The sequence below is a fragment of the Desulfosporosinus youngiae DSM 17734 genome (genome assembly GCF_000244895.1).
Classification (GTDB): Bacteria; Bacillota; Desulfitobacteriia; order Desulfitobacteriales; family Desulfitobacteriaceae; genus Desulfosporosinus; species Desulfosporosinus youngiae.
Map to the genome: position 1 here is coordinate 2,567,691 of NZ_CM001441.1, position 14,537 is coordinate 2,582,227.

8 protein-coding genes are annotated in these 14,537 nt (G+C 43.6%); 7 read left to right on the forward strand and 1 reads right to left on the reverse strand.

The genetic code is table 11. The annotated features are described in order from the left end of the window. The first annotated feature begins 16 nt into the window (after positions 1-16). The 7 genes from DESYODRAFT_RS11840 to DESYODRAFT_RS28180 all read left to right on the forward strand — a co-directional run bounded on the left by DESYODRAFT_RS11840 (position 17) and on the right by DESYODRAFT_RS28180 (position 11,979). Positions 17-1,348, forward strand: coding sequence for an ATP-binding protein (locus tag DESYODRAFT_RS11840; protein ID WP_007783272.1), 1,332 nt, complete (start codon positions 17-19; stop codon positions 1,346-1,348). After that, positions 1,345-3,612, forward strand: a complete 2,268-nt coding sequence (locus tag DESYODRAFT_RS11845) for a DEAD/DEAH box helicase (protein WP_007783274.1) — start codon at positions 1,345-1,347, stop codon at positions 3,610-3,612. The genes DESYODRAFT_RS11840 and DESYODRAFT_RS11845 overlap by 4 nt, the downstream gene beginning before the upstream one ends. 63 nt (positions 3,613-3,675) lie before the next feature. Next, complete coding sequence (locus tag DESYODRAFT_RS11850; RefSeq protein WP_007783275.1) at positions 3,676-6,435, forward strand: AAA domain-containing protein; 2,760 nt, start codon at positions 3,676-3,678, stop codon at positions 6,433-6,435. Positions 6,436-6,709: 274 nt separating this feature from the next. Further along, positions 6,710-9,664: a TOTE conflict system archaeo-eukaryotic primase domain-containing protein gene (locus tag DESYODRAFT_RS11855; protein WP_007783277.1), complete on the forward strand. Its 2,955-nt coding sequence runs from the start codon at positions 6,710-6,712 to the stop codon at positions 9,662-9,664. 416 nt (positions 9,665-10,080) lie between these two features. Beyond that, entirely contained in the window at positions 10,081-11,262 is a 1,182-nt protein-coding gene (locus DESYODRAFT_RS11860) for an AAA family ATPase (RefSeq protein WP_007783279.1), read from the forward strand. Continuing rightward, positions 11,259-11,813 (forward strand): DUF4276 family protein, encoded by a 555-nt coding sequence (locus DESYODRAFT_RS11865; protein WP_007783280.1) that lies wholly within the window; start codon positions 11,259-11,261, stop codon positions 11,811-11,813. Before DESYODRAFT_RS11860 ends, DESYODRAFT_RS11865 begins: the two co-directional genes overlap by 4 nt. Positions 11,814-11,838: 25 nt before the next feature. Then, positions 11,839-11,979, forward strand: a complete 141-nt coding sequence (locus DESYODRAFT_RS28180) for a hypothetical protein (RefSeq protein ID WP_157137170.1) — start codon at positions 11,839-11,841, stop codon at positions 11,977-11,979. Between the two features lie 110 nt (positions 11,980-12,089). Here DESYODRAFT_RS28180 and DESYODRAFT_RS11870 read toward each other — a convergent pair whose 3' ends face one another. Continuing rightward, on the reverse strand, positions 12,090-14,501 hold the full coding sequence (locus tag DESYODRAFT_RS11870; RefSeq protein ID WP_007783281.1) for a PEP/pyruvate-binding domain-containing protein: 2,412 nt from the start codon (positions 14,499-14,501) through the stop codon (positions 12,090-12,092). Positions 14,502-14,537: the final 36 nt, after the last annotated feature.

The window sequence follows — 14,537 nt, forward strand, 5'->3', positions numbered from 1 at the left end:
GATAGGCGGGAATGGAATGAGTCAAATGAAAATACCGAAAAGAATCAGCACCGCATTAATCCAGTCACTGTCGGCGGGAGTGGTTCCCAGGATCGGACTGGAGTATATAGCGGTGGGCAGAAAAGAAGAAATCGAATCCCTTCTGTCTGACCTGGAAAATGTGGGGGAGGGGGGAGCCTCCTTCCGGTTTATTGTCGGAAGGTATGGCAGCGGCAAGAGTTTTCTCATGCAAACACTCCGTAACTATGCCATGGAAAGGAATTATGTCGTTGCCGATGGGGATTTGTCACCGGAGCGCCGTTTCACGGGGACCAAAGGACAGGGGCTGGCTACTTACCGGGAATTGATGACTAATTTATCGACTAAGACCAGACCCGACGGCGGCGCTTTGGCCTCAATCCTGGAAAAATGGATTGGGGGAATCCAGATGGAGGTTATGAAAGATACAGGGCTGCGTCCTCAGGCTAACGGTTTTGGCGAGGCGGTAGAGCTCAAGATCTTTGAGACTGTAAACCAGATGTCTGGCCTGGTCCATGGCTTTGACTTCGCCAATGCGGTGACAGCTTATTGGAATGGTTACCGTCAGGTGGATGAGAGTAAAAAAGCAGCTGCTTTGCGCTGGCTGCGGGGGGAATTTGCCACTAAGACCGAGGCTAAAGCTTTTCTGAATGTCCAGATGATTATTGATGACGAAAGCTGGTATGACTACATTAAATTGATGGCGTCTTTCGTGGTCCGGATAGGCTATAAAGGTTTGATTACGTTCCTTGATGAAGGAGTTAACCTCTACAAAATCAGCAATAGTATAGCCAGGCAAAGCAATTACGAAAAGCTACTGACTATGTTCAACGATACCATGCAGGGCAAGGCCCAGCATCTGGGCATCCTTTTGGGCGGTACTCCTCAATTTGTGGAGGATCAGCGCAGGGGATTATACAGTTATGAGGCCTTGCGCTCCCGATTGGCGGAGAGCAGGTTCAGTCAGGGAGGGTTGCGGGATCTCTTTGGCCCGATTATCCGCTTACAGACCCTGACTCATGAAGAAATATTTGTACTGCTTAAGCGTTTGGTTGAAGTCCATGGACAGCATTATGGCTATGAACCCCGCATCACGGAGCAGGATATGATGGCTTTCATGCAGGAAGTGGCAGGACGGATGGGCGCCGACGAACTTTTAACACCAAGAGAGGTGGTCCGGGACTTTATCGGGATATTAAATATCCTGCTGCAGAATCCCCGGATATCTTGCAGTGAAGTTTTGTATGGGCCTGATTTTAAACTGAGAGCGGCCGATCAAGATCCGGAACAAATAGGCGTAGATGATGAATTTGCGGAATTCAGCTTATGAGCGGCAATCCATTTTACAGGCTGGCCCCTTTTATTCAGGAATACATCTATAATCATCAATGGACAGAACTGCGGGCCGTGCAGGTGGAAGCCTGCCAGGTTGTCTTTGAGTCGGACGCCCACTTGCTTTTGGCCGCCGGCACTGCCTCGGGAAAAACCGAAGCAGCCTTTTTGCCGGTGATTACCTTACTCCATGAAAATCCGCCTTCAAGTATTGGCGCTCTCTATATCGGCCCTTTAAAGGCTTTGATTAACGATCAATTTGTGCGGCTCAGAGATCTGCTGGCAGAGGCGCATCTTCCGGCCTGGCATTGGCACGGGGATGTATCTCAAAGCCACAAAAACAAGATGTTGAAGAATCCCCGGGGGATCTTGCAGATTACCCCGGAATCCCTGGAGAGTATGCTCATCAACCGCAGTACGGATAGTTTGCGGCTCTTTGCCGATCTCCGCTTTATTGTTATTGATGAGGTCCATGCCTTTATGGGGACGGACAGGGGCGGCCAGATTCTCTGTCAGCTGGAGCGGCTGACGCGGATGATCGGTCATCAGCCCAGAAGAATCGGTCTTTCCGCAACCTTGGGTGATTATGCCAAAGCTGAAAAGTGGCTGTCATCCGGGACGGAGAGGGCGGTAATCACTCCCATAGTTCAAGGGGGGCAGCAGAAAATTCGTCTGGCTGTGGAACACTTTTATCAGGATGACGAGGTTGAGGAAGAAAAGGAAGCCGCAAATCTGTACGGGCCGGAAGGGCAGCGGGAACACCGACCGGAACAACAATCCGATAAAGTTTCCAAGCAAGGGATTCCACCCTTTGACCAATATATTTTTGAGCAGAGCAAAAATAAGAAGTGTTTGATTTTTACCAATAACCGGGAGCAGGCAGAGTACACGGTGGCCACCTTGCGTCAGCTGGCTGAAAGTAAAAGGATGCCGGATGTCTACCATGTTCACCATGGCAGCATCTCGGCTCCTTTGCGAGAAGCGGCAGAAAAGGCAATGAAGGAATCGCCGGAACCTTGTGTTACGGCTGCCACCATTACTTTAGAATTAGGGATTGATCTGGGATATCTGGAACGAATTATTCAGTTGGAGACCCCTTTTTCCGTTTCCAGCTTCGTCCAGCGCTTAGGACGTTCAGGCCGCAGAGGTACTCCTTCGGAAATGTGGTTTGTTTGTAAGGAAGATCAAGGGGCAAATGACCTGCTCCCTAACCGGATTCCCTGGTCACTGCTTCAAGCCATTGCTATTATTCAGCTGTATTTGGAAGAACGCTGGATTGAGCCGGTCAGTTCTAAGGATTATCCTTTTAGTCTTCTTTATCATCAAACCATGAGTACCCTGGCTGCTATGGGAGAATTGATACCGTCAGCACTGGCCCAAAGGGTGTTAACCTTGAGCCCTTTTAAGAACATTTCCAGTGAGGATTTCAGGCAGCTCTTACTTTACTTGATTGAAATTGATCATATTGAGCAAACGGAAGAACGGGGACTGCTGGTGGGTTTAACCGGGGAGCAAGTAGTGCGTAATTTTCGCTTCTATTCGGTATTTCCGGACAATGAAGAATTTGCAGTACGCGATGAATCCAAGGAAGTCGGCAGTATTCTGTCGCCGCCGCCTCAAGGGGAGCGTTTTGCTCTAGCCGGCCGGACCTGGGAGGTCACGGAGATTGATCTGAAACGCAAGACCGTTTATGCCAAACAGGTCAAGGGCAAGGTCCGTACTGCCTGGAACGGCGGGGGAGGCTCTATTCATTCCAAGATCCTGCAGCGCATGAAGCGGGTCTTGGAGGAAGATATTACTTATGCATACCTTCAGCCCGGTGCGGTTAAGCGGTTATCTGAAGTGCGGGATTTAGCCCGGGAGACCGGGGTCTTGAAAACCAATATTCTCCCCTTAGGAGGTAATAGCTACTGCCTGTTCCCTTGGCTGGGAACAGTCGCTTGTCGGACTCTGGAAAGGTGCCTGCGTTATGGGGGAGCAGAGATGTTTGAAATAAGGAATGTGGGTGGCCTTTCACCCTATTTTATTACCTTCAGTACGAAGAGCGGGTCTGAGATTGACCTTAATTCCTTGCTTAAGAGGGTTATAGCCGGCGCTTCTGACACAGAGCAGCTTATGCAAGAAGACGAAGCACCACAATTGGAGAAGTACGATGAGTTTATTCCTCCGCCTTTACTGAGGAAAGCATTCAGACATGATTATCTGGATTTGCAGGAAGTAAAATTTGCGTTGGACTTTGAAAAAACCGGTCAGATCGTTTAATAATAGTAAATTATTAAAAGCCGATGGCTGAAAATACTTCAAAAGGAAAAAGGACATGAATCGATGAATCCTAATCAATACTTAATCTGGTTAAATGGCGAAGATAAGACAGAAGAGGTTGAAACGTATAATAATGCAGGTTATATGGTGCATGTAATCTTCAATAATAATTCCCGTCAGTATTCTTATCATCGCAGCAACACCTTTATCCGTGAAAATCCGACGACGATTAATATGGAAGATAAAGCAGCCTATTGGGGGGACATGCCGCTGTATGATGTTGAATATATCTTGGATTTTGGACCGATGGTAAGAGTTAGATTCAGGCAGAAGAGCAAAAGTCAGGTGTTCAACAAGACGGAATTAAGTATAAAAAGCAACGGCATCAATGAAATGGGAAAAGACATCCTGGAATATTGGAAAGAAATTGCGCACTTCAGTCCCATAGAAGATGAAGCTGAATCTTTTCTGGAAAAGGTGTTCGATAAACTTACATTTGTCAGTCCGGAAAGTGTTCTCGGCAGTTATATCAATAAAAGACCTCTGCAAAAATCAGCCCCCGATCTCCAGAACCTTATCTTTCCGTTCCGTTTTAATCTGAATCAAAAGAAGGCCCTGGAGAACGCGCTGTCATGTAATGTTTCGGTTATTGAAGGGCCTCCGGGAACGGGTAAAACCCAATCCATTTTGAATATCCTGGTTAATTTAATTACCCGGAACAAAACGGTTGCCGTCGTATCCGATAATAATGCGGCAGTTAAAAATGTGAAAGACAAGCTGGAGAAAGACGGCTATGGATTTCTGGTAGCTGCCTTGGGAAGCAATGAGAACAAAGGAGAGTTTTTCAGCTGTTTGCCCCAAGGCAATGTGCAGGACTGGGAGCGGGGAGTTCAGAAAGAGGAACTGACAGCAAAGATCACCAATCTAAATACTAAAATCAACCGTCTTCTTGAAGTTAATGTTGAAAAGGCACGAATTCAGCAGCAACTTGCCTCTTTCCTGACAGAACAGGAGCATTTTGAGACCTATTACGAGAAACAAGACATTCCGGAGATTCAAAAGCTTTCTTTTTATCGGACCAGCCCTGAAAAAATTATTGCCTTCTTAGCCGATAGTTATCTGGCTAACCAAAGAGGAACGGTGGATCGTTTTCTTTATAAGATCAAGCTGTTGTTTTCTTACGGTTTTAAAGATTTTAAATCTCTTCTGAAAAATGACATGGACCTGGTCATCAATCTGCAGCGGAAATTTTATCAATTAAAGATAGAAGCTTTGACAGAGCAAAAAGCAAAATTGGCCAAAGAATTGGCGGACGATTCATTCGATCAATTATTGAAAGAGCATCAGCAGGCTTCCGAATTGCTGTTCAGGGAAGCGTTGGTTAAAAAATACCGTAAGCAAAAGCTTCCCCAGTTTACAATCAAAAATTATAAACCGATGTTTGCTGAATTCATCCAGCACTTTCCTATTGTTCTGAGCACAACTTACTCATTGCGCAATTCGCTTCCGGATAATTACCTTTTGGACTATGTCATCATCGATGAATCCTCTCAGGTGAATTTATTGACGGGCGTATTGGCTCTTTCCTGCTGCAAAAATGCCATTATTGTCGGGGATATCAAGCAGCTGCCGCAGATCGTTGATGAGAAGAAAATAGGTAAACTGTCTAAACAGGTTGCTGATCCTGTTTTTAATTATTTTAAACATAATATTTTGTCTTCAATCCTTGCCCTGTATGGGGAGAAGGGTATTCCTCAGGTCATGCTGAAAGAGCACTATCGCTGCCACCCCAAAATTATTGAATTTTGCAATCAGAAATACTATGAAGGCGGCTTGGTTCCTTTCACTCAAGAGGATATGGAGGCTAATCCTTTAATTCTCTATCGTACCCCAGAGGGCAATCATATGCGCAATAATACTACAGGTGTGAAACCGGGAAAATACAATCAGAGAGAAATAGATGTAGTAGTCGGGGAGGTATTGCAGAATCCCAGTATAGCCCAGGATAGTGAGGAAATCGGCTTTACGACACCTTATGTCAAGCAGGTAAGCGCAGCCGCCGGACTGCTTCCGAAAGAAATCCAGTGTGACACTATTCATAAATATCAGGGGCGGGAAAAGAAGATCATGATTATGTCAACCGTCTTGGATGACACCCGGGACGGAAAAAGCGGTCTCCGCTTTGTGGATGATCCCTGTAAAATCAATGTTGCCGTATCCAGAGCAATCAAGCAGTTTGTCCTGGTGACAGATCACTCTTTATTCCAGCGACGGGGAAAAGAAATCGGCGATTTGATCCGCTACATGGAGTACAATACGTTGGACCAGAATATTATTGAAAGCCAAATTGTCTCCGTATTTGATCTCTTGTACAAAGAATATTCAGCGAAACTGCATTCTTTCAGCCAAAGGCTGAGTCGACGTTCAAAATACAAATCTCAGAACATTATCTATACGCTTTTAGACGACATTCTTAAGGAAAAGCAGTATGATAATTTGAGCTTTACTACGGAGGTCATGGTGAAAAATCTCCTCAAGAGTCTGGAAAAGCTTACCCTACAGGAACAACGTTATGTTAACAATAGAGCATCCGTTGACGTCGTCATCTTCCATAAGCAGGATAAGCAGCCTGTTCTGATTATCGAGGTGGATGGGTTTGCTTTTCATGAAAATAACCCCTCACAGCTAGAGAAGGATGCCATGAAGGATGAGATTTTGCGGAAATATGAGTTTTGCTTTTTAAGGCTGCCCACTAATGGCAGCGGGGAGGAAGGTAAGATTAGAAGTCAGCTGGATATTGCTCTGAAGGCAGTGCGAAACTAAAGGTGCATAAGATAGATCTGTATCATAATGAAAATGTACTAAAAACAAGTTCTTATATATCTTTAATGGTTCTTATACAAAAGTCAAAGGCTGCAGGATTTCAGGTAATGGTCTTGCAGCCAATAACAATGAAGGCATGGGCAATTGAACAATTGCATCCAAAGATACCCGGTCATTAATTTTGGGGTAAAGGTTAAAGATTATATAAAGTTAATTTATGGTATATTATAGATAGTATCCCAAATCAGGACAAACGTGAAATAGGGTGACACTATTGACCTTTGAAGAATTGCTGAAGCATTATCAAACTCTGATTAAGGAAAACTGTAAGCTAAAGGATGAAATAGTTCACTTGAAGGCAAAGCTTGATGCTTTAGAACATCAGGTTACAATTACCGGGTGTTCTGATTTTGCTGTTGAGAATATACCTCATCAAACGATACTTCCGTTAGAATTATTCAGGCATGAATCTGAAGATCAAGCCTTGCCCCCTGAAATAGATAATCAGTCAGACCCAGAGGAAAAAGTTAAGTTATTTATGTCATACTTTAAAGGCCGGGATGATGTCTATGGAAAACGGTGGGAAAATAAAAAGAAGGGGACGGCAGGATATTCACCGTCCTGTCTAAACGAATGGAAATCGGAGCTATGCAGAAAACCGATGGGAAAGTGCGTCGATTGCCCAAATAAGGCCTATGCAGTTTTAGATGAAAGAGTTATTGATGATCATTTGCGAGGGAAAAACAACTTAGTTGCGGGAATTTATCCTTTGTGCCTTGATGAAACCTGCTATTTCTTGGCTATTGATTTCGATGAAGAAGAGTGGCAAAAAGACATTACTCAGCTGAGAGAAGTATGTTCGCAATTTGACTTCCCCATAGTTATTGAACGCTCACGATCAGGTAAAGGAGCCCATGCCTGGATTTTCTTTGAAAAGCCGATTGCGGCATCACTGGCAAGAAAACTGGGAAGCGCGTTACTTACCTACGCAATGAATAAGAGACACGAGATTACCTTTAAATCCTATGATAGGTTTTTCCCCAATCAGGACACTATGCCGAAGGGTGGCTTGGGGAATCTAATAGCTTTGCCTTTGCAAAAAACTGCCAGGGCTAATAACAACAGTGTCTTTGTCGATGAAAACTTTGAACCCTTCAAAGACCAATGGGCCTATTTAGCTGCTGTTCGGAAGCTCTCTGAAGATGACGTTGATAGACTGATAGCAAAACTTTGTTATGGCAATGAATTGGGACTATTGAAAACAGATGATCAAACAGAGTCTGAAAAGCCTTGGGAAACTAACCGAGTCAAGCTATCCAAGGATGATTTTTCCGATAACTTAGAAATTGTCAAAGCAAACATGCTCTTCATTCCTAAAACCGGAGTTTCGCAAAGAGCGTTAAACCATTTAAAACGGTTGGCCGCCTTTAAAAATCCGGAGTTTTATAAGGCCCAGGCAATGCGTCTGCCCACCTTTGACAAACCCAGGATAATATCTTGTTCTGATGAAACCGAAGAATATCTTTGCCTCCCGAGAGGCTGTGAGTCAGATTTAGTGGCTCTTTGTACAGAACTTGGGATAGAGACTGATTTTATAGATAAGACGAATCATGGCAATACCATCGATGTACAGTTTAAAGGGATCTTGAGAGATGAACAACTACAGGCTGTCAACCTATTGTTAAAACATGATCTGGGAGTGCTTTCGGGAACAACCGCTTTCGGAAAAACAGTTGCAGCAATAAAACTGATTGCTGAGAGGAATGTAAATACACTGATTCTGGTTGACAAAGTTAGCTTGGTGTCCCAATGGAAGAAAAGGCTCAAGGAATTTTTGATAATTAATGAGGTTTCACCAGACGATGCTGGAAGAAATCCAAGAGGGAGGAAAAGGAAAAAAGATAATATCGGACAGTTGGGGGCAGGCAAAGACGACTTGGGCGGTATCATTGATATTGCTTTGCTGCAATCCTTAAACAGGATGGGTGAAGTGAAGAATTGCGTGAAAGAGTATGGCATGATTATCGTCGATGAGTGTCATCATATTTCAGCCTTTAGCTTTGAGCAGATCCTGAAAAATTCCAACGCCAAGTATGTTTATGGATTGACAGCGACTCCTATCAGAAAGGACGGGCATCAGCCCATTATTTTTATGCAGTGTGGTCCTATACGATATAAAGATGATGCCAAGAAACAAGCAGCAAAACGCCCGTTTGAACATTATGTCATACCAAGATTTACGGCAATGAGGGTCCCCCTCGATAAGATTGAAAAGGATGTATCCATTCAAGAACTGTACTCTGAGATAGTCGTTAATGAATTGAGGAATCAGCGGATCATTGATGATATCGTAAAAAGCTTTCAAGGCGGCAGGAACTGCCTTGTCATAACTGAGAGAACTGCGCATGTTGCCTTGCTTGCGGAAAGATTGAGTGAAAAAATTCCCGACGTGATTGCTGTTACAGGTGGAATGGGGATAAAAGAAACCAGAGAAATAATGGCGAGAATATCTGAAACACCGGCAGACAAACCGCTAACCATAGTAGCTACAGGAAAATATATCGGAGAGGGCTTCGACGAACCTCGCTTGGATACCCTATTTTTAGTCATGCCAATATCATGGAAGGGAACCCTCCAGCAATATGCTGGCAGGCTGCACAGACTTTTTGAGAATAAGAATGAAGTTCTAATCTATGATTATGTGGATATCCATATCAGGATGTTGGAGAAGATGTATCATAAACGGCTTAACGGCTATGCCTCCATTGGCTATAAAGCTAAAGGCGAATCAATAACGGAGGAGTCCGTCAATAGTATCTATATTAAAGATAATTTTCTTCCAGTATATTCCAATGATGTTATTAATGCGGCAAGGGAGATATTGATTGTCAGTCCTTTCATTACCAGGAAGCGAACCTTACAAATGATGCAATATCTTATAGTTGCCTTACAAAATAACGTAAGAGTTATCGTGGTAACAAGACCTAGTGAAGATTTTAAGGAAAAGGATAGAAGTAGGATACAGGAGACGGTAGATATAATGAAAAATGCCGGTATAAGCATTGTCTTTAGATCACGGATTCATCAAAAATATGCAGTTATAGACCAAAAGCTTGTATGGTACGGAAGCATTAATCTTTTGAGTTTTGGTAGTACGGAAGAAAGCATTATGCGGCTTGATAGCCCGAATATTGCCAGTGAATTAATATGGAGTATGGAGAACAAGTAACGGGAGGCGCTATTTTCCGCTTCTCATTCTTGGTGTGGTGGCGAATTATAGAATTAGAACTCTGTCGAACATTTTGTGCGCTGCACTTTCTGTTGTGCTCCCCAAAAAGGCAATTAATAAAGAGCCTGGAATATTCTAAAAGTGAATAGTTTGGGCAGGGATTAGCAAAAGGATGAAGAATATTAGAATAGCAAAGAATTATCTAGAAATATTATAAAGTTTCAAAAAATAAAATGTAATTCATGACAATGTTTAGGTTAAGCTATTTATAGAACAATGCCCAAGTCCGCTTGGAGTCGTGATGAAGGGTTAAGATGGTATAGGCATTATTGATTATATTTCTGATTTTACAATATATGAGAATGCTTGGAAGTGTTCTGAAGAACTAATTCTTAATTAGAGAGGAGTTGATTAGTTTGAAGATTACGGAACTGCGACTGAAAAATTTCAAAGTCTTTAAAGATATTAAAATCACAAATTTGCCGGATATGGCTGTCTTCTTGGGTGCCAATGGGACGGGAAAATCCACGCTCTTTGATGTCTTCGGTTTTTTGCACGATGCTTTGACCGATAACGTCAAAGCAGCCCTTCTTAAAAGAGGAGGTTATAAGGAGGTTATCTCGCGTAATGCAAAGGGACCGATCGAGATCGAAATTAAGTTCCGACCAGAACCGGACGAACCCTTAGTTACTTACGAACTCAACGTAGGTCTTAATGACAGGGGTTTACCCATTGTGACTCGTGAACGTTTAAAATACAGACGAGGTCAAAAAGGTAAACCTTGGCACTTCCTTGATTTTTCCAATGGGTCTGGAACTGCCATTGTCAATGAGAGTGAGTACGGCAGTGCCGGGGCGAAAGAGAAACGAGAAGAACAGAGGCTGGATTCTCCTGATATCTTAGCGATTAAAGGTTTAGGTCAGTTTAAAAAATTTAAGCAAGTTGCGGCTTTTAGACGCCTTATTGAAGGCTGGCATGTTTCCGATTTTCATGTTCAAGCGGCTCGATCAAGTCAAGACGCCGGCTATGCAGAGCATCTATCCCCAACGGGTGAAAACTTGCCGTTGGTTGCGCAATTTATGCATGAACATTATCCGGAAAAGTTTCAAGACGTCTTAAGAAAGATGGAACAAAGAGTTCCGGGAGTAACTTCGGTTGAGGCGGCTGAAACTCAAGATGGGCGAATTATTTTAAGGTTTCAGGATGGAGCCTTTCGAGATCCGTTTATAGCACGGTATGTTTCAGATGGTTCTTTAAAAATGTTTGCCTACTTACTTCTTTTAAGTGATCCGAACCCTCATCCGTTGCTTTGTATCGAAGAACCGGAAAATCAACTATATCCCGATTTGTTATATGAGTTAGCGGAAGAATTCCGGAGCTATATGGAGGCAGGTGGGCAAGTCTTCATCTCAACGCATTCTCCTGATTTCGTGAACGGGGTTAAACTAGAGGAACTGTTCTGGCTGGTCAAAGTGGATGGGTTTAGCCAAATTAGGCGAGCCTCGGAGGATGAACTCCTGCGCAATCTGGTGGCCGCAGGGGATTTGCCCGGTTATCTTTGGAAACAAGGGCTTTTTAAAGGGGCCAGCCCTCTATGAAGGAAATCGTGTTTTTAGTTGAAGAACCCTCCATGAAAGAATTGCTCAAAGCGATCTTACCTAAAGTGATACCTGATAATGTTTCCTATACGATTATTCATCATGAGGGTAAGCAGGACTTAGAAAAATCGATTCCCAAGAAACTTTGTGCCTTTAGGCAACCTGAGACACGTTTTGTGGTTTTGATCGATCAAGATAGTAACGATTGCATAGTATTGAAAAAGCGTTTGTTAGAACTCTGCCAAGTAGGCGGAAGGGAAAATTGTCTCGTGAGAATTGTATGTCATGAGCTTGAATCCTGGTTCCTGGGTGATTTAGCGGCTGTGGGAAAAGCCTACAATCAGACAAGCCTTGCCCGTCGGCAAAGAGAAGCAAAGTATCGGCAACCTGATCGGTTAAGCAATCCTGCTCAGGTCTTAAAGTTACTAGTGCCGGAATACCAGAAGATAAGCGGTGCACGGGCTGTAAGTAATTATATGAAGCTTAGTGAAAACGAATCTCATAGTTTTGCAGTCTTCTTAAAAGGGTTGCAAAAAGTCATTGGAGATTAGACAGATAACGGGGAGAAGGAGTGCGTTGAAAAATTGGCGTGGTGAAATACTTAATCACTTCAGTGAGCCGACACCAGCTCTGAAGATCGTTTCAGACCCGGACGAGCTGCTTTGTAATGAAAACATTTATCGGGATGCCTTGGCTAAGGCATCCCTTTGTTTATGATGTTCATAGACAAAGAGAAAACCAGTGATGAGAATCAATGGCTTAAAGAATAATATTTTGCAGATGTGGTTACCGTCAATGATATATTTCGTGTAAATATGCGAAATAAATTACTTCAAGAGTCGTACCACGCCTTGCCCACCATCGACAAGTACACGATCGCCGGTCCGCAAACACATGGTCGCGTTGCCACAACCTACAACTGCCGGAATACCCAACTCGCGAGCAATGATAGCTGCATGCGACAGCGGTGCTCCCACATCAGTGATGATTGCTCCCGCCCTAGGAAAGAGTGGTGTCCAAGCGATGTCTGTTTGAGAGGTAAGCAGTATTTCACCTTTCTGAAGTTGTTCACATTCCTCCAGAGTATGTATGCGGCGAACCAATCCCTCATATCGACCGGCAGACCCGGAGGAGCCTGTAATTATATGACTCTTCGATTGACTGGAATTATTCTCAGAACAGGATGTAGAGCCATTAGCATCATATATGCCATTTTGCCGCATGGGATCTAACGCCCACCGGAACGGATCAAAACGGCCACATATGATCGAAGGATAGGCAGGTAAAGATAGGTACCTTTTGTGGATATCCTTCCTGGCAGGGATATATTCTATTGCTGCCTCTTCTCCAGACAGAACATTCAACACCTCATCGATTGTCAGATAGAAAATGTCATCTCCAAGGCCTGTTAAATGCCCGGCTTGAAGAGCAAACATACGGGCAACCCAACGATCACGCGCATATTCGGAACGAACTGCCTCGCGTATGCGAGCCTTTGGAGCAACTTTGTTTAAACGACGTTTTATAGATCGCACCTTCTGGGGATGGCTTGTTGCAAAACGATTCCAGGCAGCGGCAAAAGAGGTGCGCTGTTTTATGAGCAGAGCTTCTATATCTATGGGCGAACTCTCATATTGTGCCAGCTGCTGGTCAAGCCAGCCCGGGTCTTCAGCCGGACGAGGAACAGATAGTTCAAACTCATTTGGCCCACGGTGGCCAAAGTAAGCTATGTATTCTTTGCGGGTGATTTCCTTGCAGGCCAATTTTGATATGCCAAGAAGAGGTCCAAGACTTGCTAATAGTTTCGAATTGTCTCTTACGTCCGAACTGCTGCTCAGTCCGGATATAAACAGATCTGCATTTTCCGGTCCAATTAGCTCGGTTAACTCACGTCGTAGTTTAATGGTATAGCCTGAAAACTGAGTAACACTAGCCATTACATACCAAACAGTGTTCTGCAGGTGAGGTAAAATTTCTCTTTGCCACAAGGAATTAAGTTCGGCTTTGGTATTTGTTTTTTGGATCTGTTTTTGCATATTCTCGCACCAAACCGGATTCGAACTAAGGAATTTGGGTAATAATCGGGTTGTCTGAATTTGTTTAAGTATTAACTTTCCAAAACTAATAAGAAAGGAAACCGTAGATCGTTTAGACAGTGATATTATGGGAATGTCCATACTCTCCGGGATTCGTGTGTATAATAAACCTTCCAAAAATTGAATTATCCCTTGTTTGTTTTTTCCTAAAGCACTTAATACCGAAGCATAAATACTTAAATTAAGATAGATACGCCCACCAATATTGCCTGATGATTGATATCCGGGCAGCAACTTCCACGACTCGAATATTTGATGTTGAACAGTCCAAGTGATAGGTGTCATCACTTGGGGGATAGCTTCGCCGAAATTTACGTTAGACCATAGGTAATTGCCAGTCAAGCTATCGTTACACTCACCGGTGATAGGATTATATCCGATCAAGGTGGTTACTGGCCGGGACTGCAGCAAATATAATGTGTTGCTAGTGATCGCCCATTCGATATCCTGAGGACAGCCCATTTCCATCTCCAGACGATTTGCCAGTTTGTAGAGCTTAGGAGCGAATTTTTTAAGTTTCGGCGATCCATCATAGCTAAAGCTATGCCAAATTCCTGTTTTTCGACGCAGCTTGAAAGTATTCGCTGTGATATGACCAGACACTAATTTTTCACCCAACCCGAAGATAAAGTTGCCGGCCATTTCATTTCGGTTATTAGTAACCGGGTCTACCGTAAACAAAACGCCTGAAATATCTGACTTCACCATTTGTTGGATTACTATAGGCATGTCGTGAGACACAGTAAGGCCTTTCGAGCGACTGTAAACCTGCACATCCTCACTATGCCGTGATTGGCGCACAGTTTGAATCGCCTTTCTGATTTCATCGTCAGTACCAACATTAAGCACAGTTTTAAATTGGCCGGCAAAAGATGCAGTGGAAGAATCCTCAGATAGCGCAGATGAACGGACAGCGAAAGCGTTTTCATCAACTGTCTGACGCAGTTGTCTAAGGTACATTTGGATTTGGTTCCAGGCTTCAGGTATTAACTCGTCCTTTTCGAAGGCGGCCGGCATAATAATAAAACCATTGGGCACCGGATAACCGTGTTGATAAAGGTAAGCGAGTGTTCCTCCTTTACCGCCTGCCAAATGCTGATCTTCAGTTTTCAATTCCTTAAATAAACAAACTAATTGTTTCATACCAATTCTCTCATTCTAAATTTGATTAGTTATCTA

Excerpts from the sequence above, each read along its gene's own strand:
- DESYODRAFT_RS11870 (WP_007783281.1), bottom strand. The coding sequence starts at position 14,501 with ATGAAACAATTAGTTTGTTTATTTAAGGAATTGAAAACTGAAGATCAG.
- DESYODRAFT_RS11865 (WP_007783280.1), top strand. The coding sequence starts at position 11,259 with ATGAAGGAAATCGTGTTTTTAGTTGAAGAACCCTCCATGAAAGAATTG.
- DESYODRAFT_RS11840 (WP_007783272.1), top strand. The coding sequence starts at position 17 with ATGAGTCAAATGAAAATACCGAAAAGAATCAGCACCGCATTAATCCAG.
- DESYODRAFT_RS11850 (WP_007783275.1), top strand. The coding sequence starts at position 3,676 with ATGAATCCTAATCAATACTTAATCTGGTTAAATGGCGAAGATAAGACA.
- DESYODRAFT_RS11845 (WP_007783274.1), top strand. The coding sequence starts at position 1,345 with ATGAGCGGCAATCCATTTTACAGGCTGGCCCCTTTTATTCAGGAATAC.